This window comes from Butyrivibrio sp. INlla16, from assembly GCF_900104155.1.
In the GTDB taxonomy this organism is placed as follows: domain Bacteria; phylum Bacillota; class Clostridia; order Lachnospirales; family Lachnospiraceae; genus Butyrivibrio.
The window spans coordinates 1-21,481 of the sequence record NZ_FMYB01000054.1 but is presented as its reverse complement, the minus strand read 5'-3'; the positions used below and the strand labels follow the sequence as shown (position 1 = coordinate 21,481).

General features: G+C 41.1%; 25 protein-coding genes. All 25 read right to left on the bottom strand.

Annotated features, from left to right (window positions below; genetic code table 11):
• Positions 1-111: 111 nt before the first annotated feature.
• The 25 genes from BLR42_RS18625 to BLR42_RS18505 all read right to left on the bottom strand — a co-directional run bounded on the left by BLR42_RS18625 (position 112) and on the right by BLR42_RS18505 (position 21,379).
• Positions 112-1,104, bottom strand: a complete 993-nt coding sequence (locus BLR42_RS18625) for a helix-turn-helix transcriptional regulator (RefSeq protein ID WP_091872403.1) — start codon at positions 1,102-1,104, stop codon at positions 112-114.
• 173 nt (positions 1,105-1,277) lie between these two features.
• The gene (locus tag BLR42_RS18620; protein ID WP_035765084.1) at positions 1,278-2,144 is read right to left on the bottom strand and encodes a DUF6551 family protein; all 867 of its coding nucleotides are present in this window, start codon (positions 2,142-2,144) and stop codon (positions 1,278-1,280) included.
• Position 2,145: 1 nt separating this feature from the next.
• A complete protein-coding gene (locus BLR42_RS18615) occupies positions 2,146-3,078 on the bottom strand; it encodes a hypothetical protein (RefSeq protein WP_091872399.1) in 933 nt (310 codons plus the stop codon).
• Positions 3,079-3,089: 11 nt separating this feature from the next.
• Positions 3,090-3,338, bottom strand: a complete 249-nt coding sequence (locus BLR42_RS18610) for a hypothetical protein (RefSeq protein WP_139165209.1) — start codon at positions 3,336-3,338, stop codon at positions 3,090-3,092.
• Between the two features lie 16 nt (positions 3,339-3,354).
• A complete protein-coding gene (locus BLR42_RS18605; protein ID WP_091872397.1) occupies positions 3,355-4,101 on the bottom strand; it encodes a hypothetical protein in 747 nt (248 codons plus the stop codon).
• A complete protein-coding gene (locus BLR42_RS18600) occupies positions 4,094-5,974 on the bottom strand; it encodes a recombinase family protein (protein ID WP_242879426.1) in 1,881 nt (626 codons plus the stop codon). The genes BLR42_RS18605 and BLR42_RS18600 overlap by 8 nt, the downstream gene beginning before the upstream one ends.
• 157 nt (positions 5,975-6,131) lie before the next feature.
• Complete coding sequence (locus BLR42_RS18595; RefSeq protein ID WP_051638460.1) at positions 6,132-6,473, bottom strand: helix-turn-helix domain-containing protein; 342 nt, start codon at positions 6,471-6,473, stop codon at positions 6,132-6,134.
• 172 nt (positions 6,474-6,645) lie between these two features.
• A complete protein-coding gene (locus BLR42_RS18590) occupies positions 6,646-8,403 on the bottom strand; it encodes a DUF2326 domain-containing protein (protein ID WP_091872392.1) in 1,758 nt (585 codons plus the stop codon).
• Positions 8,388-8,615 (bottom strand): hypothetical protein, encoded by a 228-nt coding sequence (locus tag BLR42_RS18585; RefSeq protein WP_242879425.1) that lies wholly within the window; start codon positions 8,613-8,615, stop codon positions 8,388-8,390. The genes BLR42_RS18590 and BLR42_RS18585 overlap by 16 nt, the downstream gene beginning before the upstream one ends.
• Positions 8,605-9,570 carry an SMEK domain-containing protein gene (locus tag BLR42_RS18580; protein WP_242879424.1) on the bottom strand — a complete coding sequence of 322 codons (966 nt, stop codon included), beginning with the start codon at positions 9,568-9,570 and terminating at the stop codon, positions 8,605-8,607. The genes BLR42_RS18585 and BLR42_RS18580 overlap by 11 nt, the downstream gene beginning before the upstream one ends.
• 106 nt (positions 9,571-9,676) lie before the next feature.
• A complete protein-coding gene (locus tag BLR42_RS18575; protein ID WP_091872389.1) occupies positions 9,677-9,970 on the bottom strand; it encodes a hypothetical protein in 294 nt (97 codons plus the stop codon).
• A 115-nt stretch (positions 9,971-10,085) separates the two neighbouring features.
• Positions 10,086-11,153 (bottom strand): ArdC-like ssDNA-binding domain-containing protein, encoded by a 1,068-nt coding sequence (locus BLR42_RS18570; protein WP_091872386.1) that lies wholly within the window; start codon positions 11,151-11,153, stop codon positions 10,086-10,088.
• A gap of 37 nt (positions 11,154-11,190) precedes the next feature.
• The gene (locus BLR42_RS18565; protein WP_091872384.1) at positions 11,191-11,484 is read right to left on the bottom strand and encodes a SpoVG family protein; all 294 of its coding nucleotides are present in this window, start codon (positions 11,482-11,484) and stop codon (positions 11,191-11,193) included.
• A 156-nt stretch (positions 11,485-11,640) separates the two neighbouring features.
• Positions 11,641-12,813 (bottom strand): relaxase/mobilization nuclease domain-containing protein, encoded by a 1,173-nt coding sequence (locus tag BLR42_RS18560; RefSeq protein WP_091872381.1) that lies wholly within the window; start codon positions 12,811-12,813, stop codon positions 11,641-11,643.
• A gap of 95 nt (positions 12,814-12,908) precedes the next feature.
• Positions 12,909-13,193, bottom strand: coding sequence for a hypothetical protein (locus tag BLR42_RS18555; RefSeq protein WP_091872379.1), 285 nt, complete (start codon positions 13,191-13,193; stop codon positions 12,909-12,911).
• Between the two features lie 109 nt (positions 13,194-13,302).
• On the bottom strand, positions 13,303-13,635 hold the full coding sequence (gene mobC / locus BLR42_RS18550) for a plasmid mobilization protein (RefSeq protein ID WP_091820630.1): 333 nt from the start codon (positions 13,633-13,635) through the stop codon (positions 13,303-13,305).
• Entirely contained in the window at positions 13,592-13,990 is a 399-nt protein-coding gene (locus BLR42_RS18545; RefSeq protein WP_091872376.1) for a DUF4316 domain-containing protein, read from the bottom strand. Before BLR42_RS18545 ends, mobC begins: the two co-directional genes overlap by 44 nt.
• Positions 13,987-14,211 (bottom strand): hypothetical protein, encoded by a 225-nt coding sequence (locus BLR42_RS18540; protein ID WP_091872373.1) that lies wholly within the window; start codon positions 14,209-14,211, stop codon positions 13,987-13,989. Before BLR42_RS18540 ends, BLR42_RS18545 begins: the two co-directional genes overlap by 4 nt.
• A gap of 112 nt (positions 14,212-14,323) precedes the next feature.
• Entirely contained in the window at positions 14,324-14,995 is a 672-nt protein-coding gene (locus BLR42_RS18535; RefSeq protein WP_091872370.1) for a DUF4366 domain-containing protein, read from the bottom strand.
• Positions 14,979-15,251: a DUF4315 family protein gene (locus tag BLR42_RS18530; protein ID WP_091872367.1), complete on the bottom strand. Its 273-nt coding sequence runs from the start codon at positions 15,249-15,251 to the stop codon at positions 14,979-14,981. The genes BLR42_RS18535 and BLR42_RS18530 overlap by 17 nt, the downstream gene beginning before the upstream one ends.
• 23 nt (positions 15,252-15,274) lie before the next feature.
• On the bottom strand, positions 15,275-17,356 hold the full coding sequence (locus tag BLR42_RS18525; protein WP_091872365.1) for a C40 family peptidase: 2,082 nt from the start codon (positions 17,354-17,356) through the stop codon (positions 15,275-15,277).
• A 4-nt stretch (positions 17,357-17,360) separates the two neighbouring features.
• On the bottom strand, positions 17,361-19,790 hold the full coding sequence (locus tag BLR42_RS18520; RefSeq protein ID WP_091872362.1) for a VirB4-like conjugal transfer ATPase, CD1110 family: 2,430 nt from the start codon (positions 19,788-19,790) through the stop codon (positions 17,361-17,363).
• Positions 19,759-20,160: a PrgI family protein gene (locus BLR42_RS18515; protein ID WP_091820639.1), complete on the bottom strand. Its 402-nt coding sequence runs from the start codon at positions 20,158-20,160 to the stop codon at positions 19,759-19,761. The genes BLR42_RS18520 and BLR42_RS18515 overlap by 32 nt, the downstream gene beginning before the upstream one ends.
• A 19-nt stretch (positions 20,161-20,179) precedes the next feature.
• Positions 20,180-21,046 carry a VirB6/TrbL-like conjugal transfer protein, CD1112 family gene (locus BLR42_RS18510; protein ID WP_091872360.1) on the bottom strand — a complete coding sequence of 289 codons (867 nt, stop codon included), beginning with the start codon at positions 21,044-21,046 and terminating at the stop codon, positions 20,180-20,182.
• 120 nt (positions 21,047-21,166) lie between these two features.
• Positions 21,167-21,379 carry a Maff2 family mobile element protein gene (locus BLR42_RS18505; RefSeq protein WP_091820670.1) on the bottom strand — a complete coding sequence of 71 codons (213 nt, stop codon included), beginning with the start codon at positions 21,377-21,379 and terminating at the stop codon, positions 21,167-21,169.
• Positions 21,380-21,481: the final 102 nt, after the last annotated feature.

Genomic DNA, 21,481 nt, shown 5'->3' with positions numbered 1-21,481 from the left:
ATTATATTATGCGCAAATCATGTCCGTTAAAACGTACTCAATTATATTTATGCATCAAAAAAGGCAATAATCACCGTAAACTGTGACAATTACCTTTTAACAATTGGGTATTCAATTCATTATTTCAAGTAGCTTCTTTGCGCGTTCTTTCATTTCCTCAACAACTTCGTCTGGACCAACTATCTGTACATAATCACCTAAACCAAATATCCATCCATAGAATTGAGAGCTGACAAACACATCCACATTGAGCTCACTGTGCTTTTCATCTATAGGTTTCAAAGTAATATCCTCACCAAATCTATCAATAAATACGCCGGCCATTTTGTTATGCAGTTGGATTTTAACATGCTTTTTTTCTCCACTAAACATTCCGAATGTTGCCTTATAATATGCGGCCATATCAAGATTCTTGAATTTTTCCTCTCCCTCTCGCTTCTCATCAATTACCTGAGGAGACAATATCTTGTCTACACGGTAATGTCTGCATTCTTTGCTGAAATCAGCATATGCAAGCATATAATAGTCTCCATCATACCAAGTAAGAGCCCACGGGCTTACTGTGATATAGTTTCCATTATTGGCAATATACCGAGATTTATCCGGTTGCCAATAAAAATATTTGAATCTTAGCTTTTGATTATGCTCTATAGCATTATGAATCTCGTCCACGTTATAGTATATGCTTTCATTTTGGGTCTTGGCTCTACCATGCACAAACACTTGACGCTGTAGTTGCTTGGCCTGATGCTCACTAACAAACCTTTTAATTTTCTTAATGAGTTCTCTTGATTTTTTCTCAGTTATAAACTTCGCACATTGAACAGCATCGATAAGAAGCTTTACTTCAACAAGTTCAAACTCTCTACTTCCTATGTGATAAAATGTCTCTCTTCCTTTTTTATCACCAATAATTTCAATTCCAAATTGATCAGTTATATCATGTAAATCCGAGTATATACTCTTTCGCTCAGCTGTAACATCATATTTCTTAAGTTCTTCAATAATCTGATTAACAGTAAGTCCATGATCGTCATCTGTTTTTTCCAACATAATCTTCATAAGATATGTAAACTTTAATTTCTGCTTGGTTCCTCTAGACATCCGGTATCTCCGCATATTTTCTTTAGTCATTACATAATGTTATTTTAGCCATATCAAATTTAAGCAATCTAATGTCTTGTTTATATTATAATCAAAAATCGCCGCTCTGAACCCTTTGGATTGTTGAATCCACAAACATAGGGTTGCAACATACAATTGCAACCCTTATCCATTCATGATGCATCCCGCTCCACCTGAGCTTCCTCATCATATTCCTTACTACCCTTATTCTCTTTTTTCTTGTTCCCCGTAGCCTTCACCGAATACAGCTTATTCCACTGAAGCCCAGGTTTCATGCGTTTGTTATATACAACCAGCATAGCTTCTGCAAATCCCAATGATCCAGGCCGTCGCTCCTTAGCATTCTTGGTGAGTTCCTTTATTGATACAACTCCCAGCTTTTCCTTGAATGTATTCTCCTTAATTTCGTCCCCAAAGCTGTTCAGGAGTCTTGCCACGCCATTCATCATATTACCAGAGAAGGATTTCTGCTCGCCTTCCCATGTGATAATGATAAGACGAAGAACTCGATCCAGCACATCATATCCATATTTATCATAGATGCTCTCAAGAGCCCCGACTGCACATATGCCTCCGGGGCCGGCTGAGGGAAGTATTTTCAGCTCATAAGATTCCACAAGTCCCCGTATCAACAGTTCCTTATCGTTACCAGCCTCACAGTTTGCATTGAATATCTCATACGGAGACAGGGCTTTTACGTTTTTCATCTGATTAGCAAAGATATCCGCCTCTTCATTGTAGTCCAGATCATCGTAAATCATGCACCATACCGGTGTTTCACGGCTTTCAGATACCAATGCTATGATTTCTGCCGTATGCTGTCCATTGAAAACATAGTTAATACCATCCCTCCTGCTGACTTTTATAGGATTGACCTGGTTGATATCGAAGTTAGCAGCTGCTTTTCTGACATGTTGCATTGAGAGATTTCTTTGATATTCCTGGTTCGACACGAGATCCTTTATCGGAATCAGCTCAAAATGCACGTTTGGCACAAATTCATTATATTCTTCACTCATATTAGCCTGTCCTTTCTTCCAGAGAACCCTTAATCTCTTTTATCGAATTATCCAGTGACAATAGTTCCTTAGATAATCTGATTCTCGCCTTGGTTGTTATTTTTGAAAAATCTGCCGTACTGTTCACTCTTTTTATGGACGATACCCAGGATCCTATTGTCATGCATAAACTGTTTACTTCAGAATCCGGATCATATGCCGGCATCTGTCTTATGGTTCCTGCTTTCGGTGGTCTCTTTACAACTTCCTTTTTCACTTTACTTACAGAGCTTTGATATCTAAGATAGCTCCACTTAACTTCATTTCTTATATCCTGAAGCGTCAGCTTTTCAAGTCGATCCGTTTCTACTGCCTGCGCAATTATACGGACCTCTTCCTTTCTGAGTCTCGATAATTCCACCACGTTCTCATGGGATACTTTCACCTTACCCATCAAGATTTTCTTAGCAAAATCAGCATCCGTGTCAAAAATAATATCCATGGCACCTGCATATACACTGTATTTTTTCACTGTAGCAGCTGCAACACCCAGTTTGGCACTTAACTCATCACTAAGCCTTCCTTTTATCATGGCTTTTCTAAATTTATCTCTTTTCTCAATTAATTCCTTGTGATGATACAGCTCTCCTATTAGGTATTTCCTATATTCTTCGCATAGATCCGACCTCTCCAATTCTTTGGTGCATATATAGTAGGCAGCGCTGTTTCTCCCATTAAAGCAATAGATTTTAATGGTTGCATTTATCCCATGCTGCTGGCAGAGTTCATATCTTTCCTTATCATTAAGATGCATTTGCTTCCATACATGTACCACCCTACCGTCTCTTTTCTCCAGGATTGATGTAAGAAGCTGCTGTTTAGCTTCTTTTGAATGAGGCTGTATATACCTCTCAAATATGGGATCTATACTATATTCCTTCAAATTGTTATCCATACATTTTCCCTTTACAGGTCATCCTGCCTTTCTATAGCTTCAGCATTTTCCAATTTAAAAATCACCACGTATCCGTTATAGCAGACTCCCGGAATCGCATAGGTAGAATCATCATCAGACCCTATCATTTTCGACAACCTCTTCACAAGTTCCTTGCTATAAAACTCGCAATCACCCTCATCGTCATAATCTATTTTCTGAACGTCCTTCATGAACTTGTGGTATTTCCTTATGGCGATAATTCCCTGTGTAGGATTCACAAGTATTTGTATATATTCAGGCTTCCCAAGGCTCCGCAGTGTCTGCTTGTGTATCCTGATTCTTCCCTTCCTCAGATCCAGCGATATCGCTATCGGCAGTGTCCTCATGAGGCGTTCCTCCCTTCTCTTCCTCATCACGGTTAATGCGGAAAACTGTGTACTCATCAAAGATGCTTATCTGTACCGTATCCTGATGCTCGGTAGCAGGGATGCCGAACTGATTCTCCCAGCTCTCCGGATATAATGCTTCTCTGGTATTAACCTCTTCTCCGGCTTTCTTTTTCCTGTAGGTCTCTGCACAGTTTAAGTCAAATACAAAAATCTGGTCTGTATCTGTTCTTATAAGTTTGCCGAGTACTTTATATTTATAATTTGAACTCCACCCCATTAGCCTTAATACTTTTGCAAAGAATATCCTGCAGGTTATCTGCTTAGGTTTCCTTTTGGAAGCATCTTCTCCAGTGGCCCATTTGAAGGAATCCTTTGTATCCTCGCTGCAGGGTTTTACTGCAAGTTTCTTTTTCTCAGGATTCACAAGGAACTGCACATACTCTACTTCCGGTAGTTTTCTGAGGCAGGCAACATTGACATATACCTTTTCATCCTTGAACGTCACTGAAGGTTCAAACAGATGGGCAAAAAATTCGCCCCTTACAACTTCATATCCCTCATAGGAAAATTCCTCTACTGTTTCCTCATTTGGCTGTATCATCTCTGTTAGCGGTAATGTTTCCTGGTTTAGAACTGTAATCTCTTCATTCATCACTTGCTCCCATATCTCCAAGAATCTTTGTTATGTTTTTAGCTGCATCCTCCTGCGAAGTAACATTTTCTCCTGTTGCTTTAAACAGCTGTCCATCCTTGTCTACAGCCCACTCCTGTTCCTGAGGTGCTTCTTCTCCGAATAATGCCGTACTCTTGTAATAGTCCTCTCCAAAACTATCCACCCACTTGGACGGATATGCCGCAATTTTCTTTGCCTTTTTCTTTGGCGCATCTTCATAACCATAATCTTTTTCTGATTCTTCAGATGTCAGCTCATCATTTTCATCAACAGCATCTTCATCCACATATAGAACAGCTTCATTAGTATTAAATATCAGAACTGTCTCATTTCCTTTACGGTGAAGGTGACCGATGACCCTGTATCTAGCATCTTTCCTCCAGCCAAATATCCTAAATAACACCGGTAAAAATGATGCTCCGCTTATTGGCTTTCTCACAAGGCCTCCATCCCTCTGCTTGCACCAAACAAACCGGTTATGCGTATCATTAACAGCCTTCCTTACTGCCAGTAGTTTTTTCCCCGGATGTACAAACAGCTCAATATTACTCACCTTAGCCATTTTCTCTATTGCGCTTTTATTGAAGGTCATATGTGATATGGTCACGGATAATACAGGCTGTCCTGTCTCTGTCATGAACTGCGTCCTTACAAGCTCATAACCCCTTAAATCAAAATTGCCCTTTTTAGCTTTAACCTCAATAGGTGCCGCTGGAACTGTATACATCCCGCCATCAATACTGTCGCTCGCCATGTAGTAGTCTTCTTCTGCAAAGCCTGCCCACCTGGGATGAATTGATACAAAGCCTTTAAGTATTCCGGTATCTATAACCCTCATCTCAGGAAAATAACCCTTATTCCCATACTTTGCATTTCTCAGGAGCTTTTGTACCGCAAAGAAGTCCTCCCTTGTGATAATGGCCTCATGATGATTTTTATGTCTGTATTGATTACGGTTATGTCTGTTCTTCTTACTCTTATGATCCAGGTAATTTGGCGTATAAGTCTTTCTTGCAAGTACGTCACCACAGTACCGCTCATTTGTCAGGACTTGATAAATAACACTTGCTGACCAGGTCTGATTTCCTTTCTTGGTAAGTCTCTCAAGCTGAGTCAGCGCATCTGCTATCTGCTGCGTTGAATATCCATACAGATATGAGAAAAATATAAGTCTTACTGTCTTGGCCTCTTCTTCATTTACTATGAGATTTCCTTCCTCATCATGGTCATATCCCAGCAATACCGGCGTCAGGAATATACCTCTTTTAAATCTGGCTTCAATGGATGCATTACCAATTTCAGATTTTGTATGACTCTCTTCCTGAGCAAGCGTAGCTATGAATGACAGTGCCATTTCCGAATTCTCATCCAATGTAAAAATGTTCTCTGTTTCAAAAAACACTCCAACGGGAGGATCCAATGTCTTAAGCATTCTCACCTGGCTAATGCAGTCCACTATGTTCCTGGCAAATCGTGAAACGCTTTTGGTAACGATAATATCTATCTCGCCGTTATTGCAGTGCTCGATCATTCTGTTAAAGCTGTCCCTGTGAAGAAGGGATGTCCCTGAGATACCTTCATCTGCATATATATCAACCAGATCCCAATTGGGCTTTTCATTAACCATGTCCTCATAATGATTCTTCTGAAGTTCATAGGAAGAGGTCTGATGCGGATCATCGGTTGAAACTCTCGCATATACTGCAACTCTTTTATGTACTTCTGACTGATAGAAATCTTCTTTGGGATTGGCCGGAATAACATCGATAAGATCTTCATCTACTCCTTTATAGCGATCCCTGATTTTCTTTTTTACAAGGTCATCATTTTTGCCCTGCTTGTCATTTCCCAAAATCCATACCTCCCCACGTCTTTTTGTCCACAGCATTTAAGTCTCTGTAATATGAAAATAATGTTTTTAATATTTTTTCACCATACGCCAGAGGTTTAGATTTACTTAACCTATAGGTTTAGTTGCAAAAAAATAAGAGGCAGCACACGGCTGCCATCTACTTGGTACTGACTATATTTACAATTGAATCCAGGTTATCAAGAAGTATGCTCTGTTCATCAAGTGTGTATCTTGAGATTCTTTTTAGAAGCCCTGACTTCAATCCTGCAATAATGCTGTCATTTATTGCCGCAGGATATATAAAATCATTAACTGTTACCCCAAGAACTTCACCCATTTCATATAGCTTTTCAAGGCTTGGTTTCTTCACAGCTCTCTCCATTTCACTTACATAAGCTGCAGATGTTCCGATAGCAAATGCAAGATCCTCCTGAGTCAGATCAAGCTTCTCACGAAATTCCCTTATGCGTTTTCCAACTTCTACATAATCGATTTTCATTGCGCTCTCCACTTCATCCCGTGAATAAAATTGTTATGATCAGATTCTTTGAAAAGCATATTTGAAAAGCCATATTTTAACAATGATGTCTATTTTAGGTTATACTCTCCATTTCTTAACAAATAAAAAAGGTCTTTGAACACGCGTCAAAGACCTTCGAGGATATTTCAAACTATTTTTCTTGATAATCACATTTCAAAAACTTATTAGCTTTTGTAAAAGTAGCGATACAATGTTCTTCTACATCCATTTTTATCAGTTTTTGTCTTTCTTCATTTTCAATTTTATCTCTATTCAAGGTAAGAATATATTGAAAATCAGAAAACAATTCTTCCTGCTTGGCTACATAGTTTAAACATTGTACTAATGTGTCTTGATCCACATCAAAAATATTGTCATGTATCAAAAACAATGGGTGATGAACTCTAGTATATTCATTAAACATTAATGCCATATCATATATAAATACCTTTGTCCTATCAACACTATGACTACCATCATCAAAAATGCGCATACTCATTTCTATCGGAGTCTTTCCTTTTAATGTGTTCTTTGTCTTGATATCAAACGAGCATTCTCTGTTTCCCATTATAGATTCATGAATATCTAAAATTGTATTCATAAAGGATTTCAATTCTTTACTTAAAGCTTCAATATCTGCATCAATTTCTAAAAGTTCCTGCGATTTTTTAAGCTGTAACCTTTTTTTCTGCTTATCATATTGCTCATATTGTTCAAATAAAAACTTAGTATGAGCTGATGCGTCTCTTTTTGTTTCATATATTTTTAGACTAGACTTTAAATTTCTCAGCACCCCCTTAGTGTCAATTATCTTCATTTTTTCAGAATACTTATCATCTAAAAATCTAATCTGAGAAGATATTTCTGCTATTTGTGTTTCCAAATCCCTTGCTTTTTGATTAACCAGTACCCTTTGAAACTCCTCAACCTTATTCTTAAAACCAATAACTTCGTTCAAAGACTTGACTATAGCATCGCCAAGATTAGCCTTAAATTGATTATATACTAGACCTATCTCATCGTCATCTACCTGCTCAGGTTGAGGCATTTCTTTAATTCTACTTAACTCCCTTTTTAACACTTTCTGTTTTCGCCTTAATTGATCCAGCATATTTTCTAACTCAGCAAGTTCTTCTTCAATAGAATCAAATGCCTCATTTGATTTGTACGAATCAATAGCAAGTTCTAACTGCTGTACTTCCGCCTCTAATGCGTTCATTTCCGCCATTACATCCGGCATTTTCTTTGAACCATTCTCTGTTAATTCTGCCTTAACCTTTGAAAGAACAGCTTGAGTTTTTTCAATTTCATTTATTGTACCCAAAACCTCAGAATACTTTTCCAACGAAAAACCAAGCATATATAAATGAATGGCAAGATCATCAGGTATACGTGATTTAACATCATGACACTTTAAGATGTCAGAAAATTCAGATTTTTCATCCCGAATAATTATCGATAATATTTTTCTTAATGATGGTATTTCCTCAGCAGATAAATTTGAAAAAATCAATTCTATAAGATAATCCTTTGCATCATCAATTTTTTCAAATTGTGTAGCCTTACCATTCCTCATGATGATAGGTTTATCATAATTTTTTGTATTTCTCTTGATAAGTACCTTATCTTCACCAATACTTATATCCAACAATATATTTTCATCCGGATCCAAGACTTCCTTGGGAATTTTGGCAATACGAGATTTTTTATAGTCATTCAGCAGACAGAAGTCAATAAACTCAACAGACATTGATTTACCAACACCATTCGTTTTTCTTCCTTTAGTTATGCTCTCATCGTATTTTTCTCCTAAAATAAGATTTACCCCATCGCGAAAGCATATTTCATCAAATATATTATGTTCAGAAGACAATTTATTGATACGAATACGCTTCATTTCTTGACCCATATCATCGCCTCCTCAAAATCAATTATATTTACAGCATAAAGAAAGGATAAGCCAAGTATAATCTGTCTACTACTTCCTATTCCTAGTCTCTTTAATCCCTTTGCAACATCATAAATAGAAACCTTATCTTTTTCCTGTATCTTTATTTCCTTCAGAATATGATATCCAATATACATTGCAGATGATTTCAGATCACCTGAATTAGCCAACATTATATACCCCCCTTTCATTGGGAAATACACTACACTTTATCATTTTATCCACCAAATAGAACTTGATAGCAGATCTATCATATGTCTTTCCACTAATGCTCATTTTTTCTTTGAAGAAATCGGTTAATTCATCCAATGCATGCAAAGGATTATTATTTGACTTATCTAAAAACTGCACACTAATATCTTGTAAATATATTCTAGTGATGATATCCTGTGCTTCATCTCCTTTACTATTCTCTACTTCTAAAAGAGCATTTCCATAAACAGTAAGTAAATCAACATATTGCGTAGTTATACTTTCGGCGAATTCCTTAAACCTTGTATTAATCTTGAACTCAGGATCTATCACTACATCTTTGGGAATACTCACTTTTTTATGAGCTGAAATAAACTCTATAAGGTCTATAATAGTATCAACTTCACTTGCCTCCGAATGTAGGCCTTGCGCATATTTTTCATATAGCTCTTTATCAAGATACTCATTAATACATTTTAGCTTATCGATATCCAATGGACGAATCATATCGATTAAGTCACAAACATCCCAGATATCTACAGCTTTATCAAACACAAACTTTCCTTTTGTGTCAAAATTAGTTCTATATTTTTTCCTTTTGGTTAAAATCAGAACTTTAAGCTGATCATATTTCAAAAATAACTCACCGCTTATAAACAAATCTATGGTATGCTGTATCTTTTCGCTTGTATTATCTGATGTAACTTGAATTACAAGTCTGTTATTATCGTCTACTAAATCAATTCCTGCGATATTCTTTTGGATTATATTCTCGTTAATAAGATTTGTATCCAAGATAATGTTAAGCAATCCCGCATAAAAATCTTCAGCCACAATATTTATGTCAAACAAGCTTATAGCATTACGAACTTCAACCTGTTTACTTAGAAGTGCCAAATTATCAGCAATGTTCTTAAGATAAAAATCCCTATTCATGATCAAGCCTCTCCATCCGAATAATCAAATAGATTATAGCATGGCAGATTGAAGCTCGCTATTGCTTTTCAGCTACTACTTTCCGCTATTCATTATCTTGATATTCTTATTTCATTTTCGCATATCTTTCACAATTCATCTTCTTCATGCGCTCACTTGCAGCCCTTCTTGCACTTTCAGAATTCTGAGCAGGTGAATAGAACTTCACGTACTCTTTTGGCATTCTGTAATACTTGTCTCTCCCGGTCTGCTTCGTAAGTGCATAGCGGTCCGGATACTTCTTACATAAGGCATCCAGTTTATCCATTACATCCTTATCTCTTGTATAGACAATCGCAAATGGATCCGCTCTGTTAAAGTTCACGATGGTCTCACACTCGACCTTTAATAATCTCCCCATGGCACCTCCAAATACTGTTTTTTGCTTCAAAAGCTTCATCTGCGGACGAGAATTTTGCATCTAAAAATAGCGAGACGTATAAATATTCCTTCACGTACTCCAACAATCAAAAGCCTCATCTGCAGAAGAGATTTTTAGACAGTAACTTCAGCTTATTCTTATGCTTAACAGTGTCATCGGCATGATCTTTTGGAATCTGTTCTTTTGCTGGTTTCTCGGAATGCTTCTCCATAAGACCATGCTTTTCCACAAAGTTATGTTTCTCCTTACCGATCTCCTCAATGCCCAGTTCAGCATTGATCTCATTTATCAGTTTTGAAGAAGTAGTCCGTATCTCTTCCATTGATGCTTTCAGTTCCTTGGTGTCCTTACCCTCACTCCAGGATGCGATATATCCGAATGAATAGTCGGAAGTATCAATTCCAAAGTGCTGGCAGACAGTAAACGCCACAGATTCCGCAATACATTCAGAATCATTCCGCGATTTCTGCTCTATTCCCTTTGCAGCATTGATGTCCCTGTCGTCCAGAAGGCTGTGAGTAATCTCATGGATCAGAGTCTTAATTGTCTGGACTTCGGACATGTTTTCATTCACGGCTATCTTCTTTTCAGCCATGTTGTAATGTCCCTTGACTTCACCCGGGATATCATGGAATTCTACAGGAACCTTTGAAACAGCCTTCAGCGCATTTATCATCTTCTCGTAGTCCTGAACCGATCCGGACAACTCCTTTACCCCAATTGTGGGAAGTTCTTTTCCGTCAGTATCAGAAACATCAAACACGCTGGTTACTTTAAAACCGGCATTGACATACTCAGGCTTCTTTTCCGCCTGAGCCTTCCTGTAATCCTCCATTGTCTGTCCCGGAGCAAGGATTGGGATCATGTCATCTCTCTGTGGTTCTTCCTTCCTTTTCACGACCGGCTGGATGATCCTTATGCCCTTGGAACCCTTTTTCACGTAACGTCCAAAGTTCCGGTTCCATGCCTGATAGCCTGCAACCAGTGTTGCATCCGGTCTCTGCATCGCAATGAGCAGAGTGTTATTGAAGCTGTAGGTATGGAACTTCGCCATGGTGCTTAGATAGGTTTTGTAATTCTCGGAATTGAAAAGGTTCTTAACGCCTTCCTCCAGTTTGTTCATCACCTGGTTCATTTTGGCTTTTTCATATTCTTCGTTCATGGCAGCGCCTCCTTTCTGTCAGAAATCAGTCTGCTGATCACACCTCAAAAGTCACATCCTCACCACTCTCATAGCTCTTAAGGATGTTCTCCTGAAGCATCTCCCTAAACTCCTTGTTTACGGGATACGCGATATCCTTGTACTGAGGCTTTCCGTTTTCGTCCGTTGTCTTCATCTTGTAGCTGGGCATTGACATGAAAAGATTTCCCGTCTTACTCTCCACAATAGAGATATTTCTGACAGCAAAGTTGCTGCCAAAGGTTACTGTTGCAACTCCCTTTACTCCGTTTGCCACGTTCTCAAGTGCCTTTGTTCTAATGTCTACTCTCATAGTTGTTTTCTCCCCTCAAATTAAAAAAATGTTTTTTGCTATATTGATCTGTTTTCTGTATCTCTTTTTCTTCGGGTCATAATCCCGGGTCGACCTTTGCCTATGGCAAGGTCGCATGCAAGCAGTGCATTTGTCAGACAAATGCGATTTCCGCTTTTACAACGAGGCCTCCGACCTCGAGCTACGGTTCGGCTTCGCCTTCACCTTTTCTCTCTCTTCCGCTTCCTTCTCAGTAAGCAGAAGTTCGAGGTTCTTCCTTGCAACAAGGTAGTCCTTTTTCTCTTTTCTCATCTGCACATACTGCTGAAAATCAGGTCTGTTGGCAGCGATGAGTTCGCCGTATTCTGCACGGAGTTCCTTTAGCTTTGGTATCTTTCCACCAGATACTCTGTTAAATATCTTCCTGGCATCCTGATGAGCCCTGATCTCTGTCTCATGCTCTGCAAGATATCTTTTGCTGTAACCACTCTTTCTGTAGTCAGTGTAAACCTCGGCAGTCCTGGAGTATGTTATGATGGCATTCTGAAGTTCCTTGTTCTTGGCCATACGCTCATTCCTGGCTTTTATCTTTTCATTCAGGGCATCTATCTCCGTCTCCATTGCATCTGTCTTTTTAACAAGTTCTTCATAGGAGGCTATGCCATGTTCTTCCAGAAACAGGAGCACCTTTGCACGCTGTTTTAAGTTAAACTTCCTGGCCCAGTTCTCATATCCCTTGCCTTTTCCCTCCTGCATCTTCTTCTCGATATCCACAAGGAAAGATAAGCTGCTGTCAGAAATATGATGTCTGCTCCGTTTCTCGTTTTTGGTGTTCATCCGTTCCTCATAGCGCGAGCGGATCACAGAAAGATCATTCTCCAGGCACAGCATATCTGAGAGCCTGCCGAGGGCCAAACCTGAGAAATAAAAATTCCTGAAACGGCTCTTTCCATCGATTGATACTGAATTGAATATCACATGATTATGGATATGATGCTTGTCCGTATGAGTCGTAACTATAAAAGCATGCTTTCCCTTGGTGAATCGCATTGCCAGTTCATATCCGATCTCATTTGCCTGTTCCGGTGTGATCTCCCCAGGCTTAAATGCCTGCCTTATCTGATAGGCGATAACGTCATTTTTGTGAGGCTTTCTTACATTGTCCTCATAGGTTCTGCGTGAAAGAAGGAATTCACCAAGTATGGTATTGGGATCACATCCGTAGGTACTTACATATTTTTCATCTTCTGTTTTCCGCGAGTCCCTGACATAATCGATGCATCGCTTAAGGCACTCAGCTACAGATTTTGTTTTGATATGATGAAGCGCTATGAGTTTTGTTGCTGCCATCCATTTTCCCTTTCCTTTCTTTGCGCAGAAAAAAGCAGCCCATATTTATGAAAATACAGACTGCTCTTGTATCCATTTTGAAGTTATTATAGCTTTCAGAAATCCTGGTAAAGCTCCACTGCCATATCAAGCAGATGCTCACCAAATCCTATCGCAAGCATCACTGCAGATATCATGATTCCGCCGATGAACGTTATCACAACTCCCCATATGCAGTGAGTTGCAAAGCAGAAGATAATGAGGACTGTTCCTATAAGGAACATAAGTCCAGCAATCATTCCGGACAGATTTACAAACATCTTCACGAACATATTTGCCGTGAACACCATAAGGAATAATGGAAAAAGCATAACCTTTACAACAAACTTTGCAATACTCATCTCGCCACCTCCGGTCTAATAATCAGGTTAACTGTGACTAATAAATGATGCATAACACATCTGATATATCCATCATAGTTATTGAAAATGCTTATGCCAAGTTTGCCGATTACCTTATCTGAGAAAAAGCTATCATCATATTTTTTGTATGCTCCCAGATTTCATCAAGGCGTTTTTTCAGATCCTCCATGTCCTCAGCATACACATCTCCGAAAGCATTTGCCTTCTTTGCATACTGGTTGAGATTGTTGGAACACATACGGAGAAGATACACGATCTCACCAAAGTCATCCGTCTTTAATCTCACGCAGTAACCATCCAGCATCATCTTTCGTATATACATGCTCATGCTGCTGACACCCACCTCATCCATCTTGGCTATGAGCCTGGCATATTCCTTATCTGTCAATCGGACCGTAACTTTGTGCGTGCGCTCTTGCATGTTTTCTCTCCTTTAAAAGCTTCTCTTCTTCGATAGCCTTTTTCCTTGCTTCTTCATACTCCCTGGCTTTTCTTCCTGAGACTTCTGTATCATCCGCCTGATTAAGGACTTTATAAAGGTCCTCAAGGAACTCATGTGCCCACTTGGGAACTTCTTTGCTCTCATCTTCTGCCTCTTTCGGAACAGAATTGATTATGCCATCGAAGTTATTGTCATTACCCTCAACTGCATCCTCCACGGATTTAAGGTAGTTCTTTTTTGAATGAATCGTGTGCTGTTCAAGAATGGATTCCTCTTTTTCTGTGAGTTCCTCCTCCTTGTGCAGTCTGTCGTTTGCAAGATCAAGTCCGCTCATGCCAGTACCCCTTTCGCCTTTTTGTAGTTCTCCAGTTTCTGAAGAACTGATTCCCTGCCATCCTTTTTCCCATGCTTTATCTGCTGTTTCTTTTTCCTGGCTTCCTGCTTTTTTGCATCCACCACCTGCCCCATCCTGAAGCTGTAACTGGAAAGCCGGTTTGTGATTATCTCAACCTTCTCCTCAGCTGTCATTGGTGTGATTAAGTCTGCTTCTACCATGATGAGCTCCTCCTTTCGTAAGTATCTGCTTTCATAAAACAAGGCCACGGATATTCATTTCCGCAGCCTGCATCATTTATTTCCGATATTAATCTGATGGATTTATCAAATCTCAGTCCTCAGATTTATCATTCTCCGTATCCATCTTCTCAAGGATATTTGTCTCCTCATCCTCCTGGAAGTCCTTATCGGGATCTTCTTTTTCCCTCTTTATAAAGTCTTCCCTATTGGAATAAACATAAAATCCACCGGCACCAGCAAGTATCAGAAGTATAATTATCATGGCAACCTTTGAACCACCCTTCTTCGGAGGTTCGGGTTCAGGCTCAGGTTCTTCCTTGGGTTCCTCCACTACAGGAGCGGGTGTCTCTTCTTCCTCAGTCTCACCCTTAAGCTCTTTTATTTCATCTTCATCAAGAAGTGAAAGAATATCCCTCTCATCTACAAGATTCAGGAAGTGTACTGTGTTCTCCCCCTGGTCATCGCGGTCGATGATGATATAAAAGATGTTTCCGTTTTTGGTGGTAACAGTGATGAACTGCTTTCCTGTTTTCTCAGGACTTCCATAGTCATCAACTATTGTAAGGTTCCCTTCAGGTGTAAGAGGTCCCATCTCCTCCACTTCTTCCTCCTCAGCAGGTAGCTCAGGTACTACTTCCTCCTCTGCTGTTTCAGCTTCAGGATCAACATAAGCATATGCCGTCATGGGACTTACAAGAAAACACATGGCTGTTGTCACTGCCAATACCGTCCTTAGCAGTCTGTCCTTAATCTTCGTTTTCATCAGTGATCTCCTCCTCATCTTTTTTATTTACGATCTCCCCAACGCTCTTTCCTCCGGGCATGTTGCCCTTTGTGTAAGCGATGAGTTTCTGCAATTCTGCAGGAGTGATATCCGCAGCCTTCATCATTTCATGGACAGCGGTCTTCTCTTCCTCCTGGCATTTCTTCTCAAGTGCCCTTACCCTTGCATCAATCTCAGCCTTTTTCTCCCTGGCCTTTGCAAGTTCAGCCTTGTATCTGTCTAATCTCTCAAACATGTCTCCCCCTCTTTGGCTCCACCTCAGTGCGTAGCCGGAAGTCGGCCATAGCACAAAAAGTGATCACGCCAGTACTTTGTATTCACCGAAGCATATCCTATGGGATTTCCGCAGTGGATCATCATACCGTCCCCGACATAGATGCCGACATGGCTCGCACCGGAGGTATTGTAGGTCCTTTCGAAAAAAATAAGATCCCCCGGCTTTGCTTCTCCCGGTGAGATCTCCGTACAATACTTCCTTAGTCCCTGTGCAGTTGTCCTTCCCACATGCCATCCGCAGTGGTTTATAACCCAGCATACAAATCCAGAACAGTCAAAACCTGTAGTGGGATTGCTTCCTCCCCACACATAAGCCCTGCCAAGATATTTCTCAGCCTCAGCGATCATTGCTGCAAACTGCTGGTCGGTGAGTGCTTCACCCGGTACATGATATTCTTCCTCATCACCATCGCCGTAAACATCATCAAAAAGGTAATCCTTGTTTCCATAGGTGTACTTTAAAAGTTCATAATGCTTTCTCTGCTTTTCAGTCATTGGCAGATGCTTTATTACTTCATTGAGTCCCTTATTCTCAAGTTTTACCTTAAGGATCTTTACCGTGTAATCATACCGCCCCGGTGTTCCGTCAGGATTTGTCCAGGTCAGTGTCCTGTTCTCCTGTCTCGCGGTATAGGTGAGCTTGTACTGCTTCTTGAAAAGCTCCTTGATGATGGTCTTCATGTTCTTTCGCTTGTAATCGTCATACTTTGCTGTAAGATACGCTGCAAGCTCATAAGGATCATGTCCTATCTCATCAAGTTCGTACTCATACTCATCGTACCCCGGATAAAGCTCAGGCGTTTTGGTTATGGTATCATCCAGGACCTCTTCCAGCTTCCGGTAGTCCCTCTCAACACCGGTGATATCCTCATCATAGGCACTGAAGGAAGATGTTGCACCGCCATCATTCATGGCAGGCATTATCATCATGCAGCTTGAAAGGAGCGTACAGAGCATTATTATGAACAGTGCTATCACTATGATCAGTATAAGGAGCTTCGGATTCTCTTCCACAAAACTGATAAGCGCGGTAAATATGTCGCTTATCTTTTCAGACAGCTTATTGGCAATATCCTCAAGTTTTGTGAGTCCACCCTTTGCTGCCTCACGCTCTTTCTCCCTCTCGTAATAGGACTTCCTTGTCCTCTTTTTCTGCCATTCCCTTGACCTGGCATTTGACCCATCCATGGGATTCTGCTCATTGGAATGCTTCTTTTCTTTTTTGTACTCTTCCTTTCTGTCTTTGTTATAGGAATCCTTGAACCATCTGTCTGCTTCATAGGCAGCCCAGCCTGCAGTACCTATTGCATCATCAGCAGGATTGTTATCTTCGCCGCCATCAGAATAGGAACTGCCAACAACTTCTGTCACAGCTCCGGACACAGTACCTACGGATTTACCCAACGTATCTGTAGCCCTGCCCATGGCACTTGCACGCTCCTTTGGATTACTGATACGGAACTTATCGGCAATTGAAGCTTTTTCGGCTGCATCACGATTAACAAAGCGAACCTTATCATATGCTTCCTGTCCGACATGCGCGGTCTCTTCTGCCATATGTCGGGCATCATCCTGCTGATGAATGAACTTCTCCTGCTGTGCCATCTGAGCCTTTATGCCAAGAAGCTCTTCGGATTCTCTTCTGCCCTGAAGGATCTGATTATCAGTAACGCTGTCATCTGTTCCACGCATATACTCTGTGGTACTGGTATAATCTGCGACACGAAAATAATCTGAGGTTCTGTTATTATCTGTGGCACAGGAAGAATCTATAGTTCTTCCACCATACACTATTCTTCCAGTCCTGGCAGCCCTGCTGTTTCTGCCCCTTACAGAAACACCATTCCTTCTGGTATACACCCCGTTCTTATGCCGACCCCCGGTTAAACCTTCATCATAATTATCCCCTGCAACAGATGTCTCTTTTCTGGCCTGCACACGCCTTCTTGCATCTTTACTATCCGGAACTCCACTGCCTCGTCCCTGCTTCAGTTTTTTTCCATAGTCCGCTTCCATGGAGGACTTCGTCCTGAACTTACTCTGGTAACGCTTTTTAACATCCAATGTCTTATGCTCCCTTCTCTTCCTTGTACTTTGCAATCTCACCCGGCTTTGTGGTGAGCAGCTTATAGAGCTCAAGATTCTTCGGGAAATGATCTGCAAAAGGCAGTATCAGATTTCCAAAGAAAAGCAGTCCTTCACCTTCTCCGGACTGCGTTACAAATTTAAGCTGGTATTCACTTATGCCAATCTTTCTCGCCAGGATATCCCTGTCTCCCCTCGCCTGGTTGAGCATATATATGAAGTCCGAGTTCTCCAGTATATTCTCGATCTCCGGTGACGAAAGGAGATCCTTTACATTCTGTGTGATGGCTGTCGGTATACCGCCCCACTTACGGAATCTCTTGTAAATCTCAACGCTATAACTCGCAGTCTGTGGATCTCTCAAAAGCAGATGGAACTCGTCCATATAGTAACGTGTGCTCTTTCCGGTCTGTCTGTTTGCAGTGACCCTGCCCCATACAGCGTCCTGAACGATGAGCATTCCTACTTTCTTAAGCTGTTTGCCAAGCTCCTTGATGTCATAGCAGACAAATCTGTTATTGATATCAACGTTTGTCCTATGATTGAAAACATTGAGCGAGCCCTTTACATATATCTCCAGTGCTGTAGCAACGGTTTTTGCTTCAGGCTCACTCTGCTTAAGAAGTTCATTGTATAGGTCCTCAAGGACAGGCATCTTTTCAGGATCAGGATCCTCGAAGTATCTGTTATAGATTTTGTGGACGCATCTGTCTATTACAGTCACCTCTACCGGAAGAAGTCCTCCCCTACCTCCCATTACCAGCTCACATAATGCCAGGATGAATTCTGCTTTCAGTGCTATAGGATTGTCATCTTCGGAATAGTTCTGGTTGATATCCATTGGATTGATATAGTGCGGAGAATTGGCACTTATCTTTATGACCTGACCATTGAAGCTTTGTACAAGCGGCGCGTACTCTCCCTCAGGATCACATACTATGATGTCATCGTCAGTTGCGAGCATGACATTTGCCATCTCACGCTTTGCAGCGAAGGATTTACCTGCACCGGGTGTTCCCAGGATAAGGCCATTGGGATTGAGGAGCTTTTTTCTGTCAGCCATGATGATATTACTGGTCAGCTTGTTTAATCCATAGTAGAGAGAATCCGTTCCTTCCTGAAACAGCTCCTGGGTTGTGAACGGAATCATGATTGCTGAGCTTGATGTGGTCATGCCGCGCTGTATTTTGATATGATTCCTTGCAAGAGGAAGGCTGCTCATAAGCCCCATCTCCTGCTGATAATCAAGTCTCACAAGAGAACAGTTATGCTTCTGTGCGATACTCTTTGCCTGGAACACGTTTGTCTCAAGCTCACGCTCAGTCTTTCCGGTATTCATGATAAGGAAGGTTATCATGAACATTCTCTCGTTCTGCGTCTGAAGCTCCCTTAAGAGTTCCTTTGCATCCCTGCCGTAGGTTGCAAGGTCCGAGGGAATGATGTCCATATCATATCCGGAACGGACTGCCTTTTTCTGCTCCTCTATCTTGTTTCTGTCCAGCTCAGTGATCTTGTGCTTAACATCCTTTATTGCAGTATTCTGATCAATGGACTGCATGTGGATGCTGAGTACCTGAGATGAATCCATTGAAAGGAAATCTGCCAGCATCTCATCATTTATCTCGGATGCAGTTATCTGCAGGAAGCTCATGGCACAGAACATGTCTCCCATCTCAAAGGATTTCTTTTTCGGAAATGCAAGTGAACTCGGAACGATGAAATCCTTCGGTCCAAGTCCTCTGTCAGTGCACCACTTCCAGTCGAACATGAACTTTTCCTCATCTCCCATATGGAAGATGTCATGCATTACCTTAAGTCGCTCCCATCCGTTTAAGCTGACTGCTGCAACTCCTATGTGTTTGAAGTTATTCAGCACATCTGTCTCGATATGATTGAGTCTCGGTTTTGCCTCTCTTATTGAAGCAGCATGGATTCCGAAAGTAAGGTACTTGGTCTTTGTAAGGCCGTTGTTGCCTTTTTCAAACTGTGTCTTTAAGAATCCCGAATACTGGTCTCTCGTTCCATTGAAAAGATCCTGCCTGAGCGGTATCCTTATCCTCTTTTCAAAACAGGTCGAATCGGTGCTGACTTCGATAAATGTCAGTGAAAACTCCACCGTGCTGTCAAAGAAATTAAGGAAGCTGCACCACTGCTCGAACATAATCTTCTTGTCCTCATCCTCCGCGAGCTTGTAATTGATGTCCTGGAACTGTATCGTCTTGGAATAAAAATCTCCTTCTTCCCTACAAATCCCGCTCGGGAACATCCTCTCAAAGGTCACTGATTCCTGTACCGAATGCGGTACCTTGTCGGATTTCTTTGCCGCATCTATGACCTTCTTTATCTTTTTCTTCTCGTCGGATGAGAGGCGTGCCGGAACCTTAAGGTTTCTTTTCTTTTTCTTTCTGAACATGGGAAATAACAATGTCCTCTACCTCCTCCTCAAGTTTTTTCTGCCTCATGTAGGCATCGTAGTAATTCTCTGTCATATATGGCCTGGTCCTTGGTCTCTTGAACCTCCACTGGATCATGTGATGGAGAATGGTCTCACAGTTCATGCCATCCTTTTCATAAAGTGCTATGAAAAAGAAGGGCATCATGATCGCCATCATCACAAGAGTCGCTGCGCTGACGTTTTCAGTTATCTTCTTTGTAACAAAAAAGAGCGGTACCCCAACGAGCGCCGCCAGCAGAAAACATATGACCTGTCTTTTTGTGAGACCGAATATTATCTTATCCCTGACACGGGAAAGGTCTCTTGGTACTGATACGAAATTTGCCATTTTCTGTAACCCCCTTAGTCTATCTCGCACAGAAGATACTCTTTGCCAGTGAACCGGTCTTTAAGAGTGAATAGCAGAGGAGCACTGTGTATCCGAGTATTCCCCACATCGAGCCCACGATATCAGAAGAAAATGCCACTGACTGGATAAGCGCTGCATATACTCCCACGCACACCATGATAAGGAATCCCTGAAAGCCAAGTGCCAGAAGTCCTTTTAAATAGTTCTGTCCCACCTGGCTCTGTTCCCTGTTACCGAACGTTGCAAACGGTATGGGTGCAAGACTGATTGTCAGATATATCTCCAGCATTCTTCCGTACACAACTACAAATATGAATGCGGAAAGTATCTCCGTTGCCAGGTTCACAAACAGCACCTGGAAGAACAGGCCGAATATTGCAGCCAGATCCATGGCCTCTATCGTTGCACGCATTCCTGCGAGTGCCGAATCATCTATGGCAGTCGAAGACTGTATCAGACCTCCGGCATTGTTCACTACATGCTGGGCAACATCAAATACTGCCATCGTAATATCAAAGCAGTTCGTGATAAGCACCACTGCTACAAATGTCTTAAAGATCCATTTAAAGAATATCCACGTTTCAAAGTTTGCCAGGTTATTGTGCGCTATGATGAGCTGTATCAGTTCATAGCAGGCAATGAATGTAAGGATCATTCCTGCTATAGGCATTATCACCGACTCTGACAGTTCACGTATCATGTTAAAAACGTTCGGTTGGAATGCTGAAGGTGTTGTTGCTACCTGATTTGCCACATCCCCGACCTGGTTATTAACACACTGGAACATGCCTTGCATGACACTCATAACCCCATCAACAAGTAAAGACTTAAGCCAGGAGGTTAATTCTTCTATAACTCTGTCCATAGATTGTTTACCTCTTTGCTTTTATTTATGGGGCCGGTCACATTGCCAGCCCCCTGTACGATATGAAGTTTTCAGTCCTGCCATTTGCTATAGCGCGGCAGGTCGCGCTCCAAACCTTTATCAGAAAAGGTTTGCAAGAAGGGGAATGAGGTTGGTTCCGATGAGGCAGACTCCACCTCCTGCCATCAGCTGCTTAATTCCCTGGCTCTTTGCGCCAGGGTTGTCATTCCCGTAACCTTCAAGAAGGTTGATAACTCCCCATGCGCCGAGGCCGGCTCCAAGTGCTACAACGAGTGTCTGTAAGCTTGTAATTGCGCTCTGAAAAAATTCCATTGTAGCTGAAACCAAAAACGCAGATTGCTGTTTTTTTGTCGTTTTTTGTATTTTTGTACGAAACCCAAATATAAAAAGAGCCGAATTTTGTCTCAAAATTCC

What these genes read in the sequence shown, in the direction of transcription:
- BLR42_RS18565 (WP_091872384.1), bottom strand. Translation starts at nt 11,484, where the DNA reads ATGAGAGTAGACATTAGAACAAAGGCACTTGAGAACGTGGCAAACGGA.
- BLR42_RS18515 (WP_091820639.1), bottom strand. Translation starts at nt 20,160, where the DNA reads ATGGCAAATTTCGTATCAGTACCAAGAGACCTTTCCCGTGTCAGGGAT.
- BLR42_RS18590 (WP_091872392.1), bottom strand. Translation starts at nt 8,403, where the DNA reads ATGGGTCAAGAAATGAAGCGTATTCGTATCAATAAATTGTCTTCTGAA.
- BLR42_RS18605 (WP_091872397.1), bottom strand. Translation starts at nt 4,101, where the DNA reads ATGAATGAAGAGATTACAGTTCTAAACCAGGAAACATTACCGCTAACA.
- BLR42_RS18575 (WP_091872389.1), bottom strand. Translation starts at nt 9,970, where the DNA reads ATGGGGAGATTATTAAAGGTCGAGTGTGAGACCATCGTGAACTTTAAC.
- BLR42_RS18545 (WP_091872376.1), bottom strand. Translation starts at nt 13,990, where the DNA reads ATGAGCGGACTTGATCTTGCAAACGACAGACTGCACAAGGAGGAGGAA.
- BLR42_RS18555 (WP_091872379.1), bottom strand. Translation starts at nt 13,193, where the DNA reads ATGAGTATTGCAAAGTTTGTTGTAAAGGTTATGCTTTTTCCATTATTC.
- BLR42_RS18625 (WP_091872403.1), bottom strand. Translation starts at nt 1,104, where the DNA reads ATGTCTAGAGGAACCAAGCAGAAATTAAAGTTTACATATCTTATGAAG.
- BLR42_RS18540 (WP_091872373.1), bottom strand. Translation starts at nt 14,211, where the DNA reads ATGGTAGAAGCAGACTTAATCACACCAATGACAGCTGAGGAGAAGGTT.
- BLR42_RS18570 (WP_091872386.1), bottom strand. Translation starts at nt 11,153, where the DNA reads ATGAACGAAGAATATGAAAAAGCCAAAATGAACCAGGTGATGAACAAA.
- BLR42_RS18560 (WP_091872381.1), bottom strand. Translation starts at nt 12,813, where the DNA reads ATGGCAGCAACAAAACTCATAGCGCTTCATCATATCAAAACAAAATCT.
- BLR42_RS18520 (WP_091872362.1), bottom strand. Translation starts at nt 19,790, where the DNA reads ATGTTCAGAAAGAAAAAGAAAAGAAACCTTAAGGTTCCGGCACGCCTC.
- BLR42_RS18615 (WP_091872399.1), bottom strand. Translation starts at nt 3,078, where the DNA reads ATGGATAACAATTTGAAGGAATATAGTATAGATCCCATATTTGAGAGG.
- BLR42_RS18505 (WP_091820670.1), bottom strand. Translation starts at nt 21,379, where the DNA reads ATGGAATTTTTTCAGAGCGCAATTACAAGCTTACAGACACTCGTTGTA.
- BLR42_RS18530 (WP_091872367.1), bottom strand. Translation starts at nt 15,251, where the DNA reads ATGTTTGAGAGATTAGACAGATACAAGGCTGAACTTGCAAAGGCCAGG.
- BLR42_RS18535 (WP_091872370.1), bottom strand. Translation starts at nt 14,995, where the DNA reads ATGAAAACGAAGATTAAGGACAGACTGCTAAGGACGGTATTGGCAGTG.
- BLR42_RS18585 (WP_242879425.1), bottom strand. Translation starts at nt 8,615, where the DNA reads ATGTTGGCTAATTCAGGTGATCTGAAATCATCTGCAATGTATATTGGA.
- BLR42_RS18595 (WP_051638460.1), bottom strand. Translation starts at nt 6,473, where the DNA reads ATGAAAATCGATTATGTAGAAGTTGGAAAACGCATAAGGGAATTTCGT.
- BLR42_RS18510 (WP_091872360.1), bottom strand. Translation starts at nt 21,046, where the DNA reads ATGGACAGAGTTATAGAAGAATTAACCTCCTGGCTTAAGTCTTTACTT.
- BLR42_RS18580 (WP_242879424.1), bottom strand. Translation starts at nt 9,570, where the DNA reads ATGAATAGGGATTTTTATCTTAAGAACATTGCTGATAATTTGGCACTT.
- BLR42_RS18620 (WP_035765084.1), bottom strand. Translation starts at nt 2,144, where the DNA reads ATGAGTGAAGAATATAATGAATTTGTGCCAAACGTGCATTTTGAGCTG.
- mobC (WP_091820630.1), bottom strand. Translation starts at nt 13,635, where the DNA reads ATGCAAGAGCGCACGCACAAAGTTACGGTCCGATTGACAGATAAGGAA.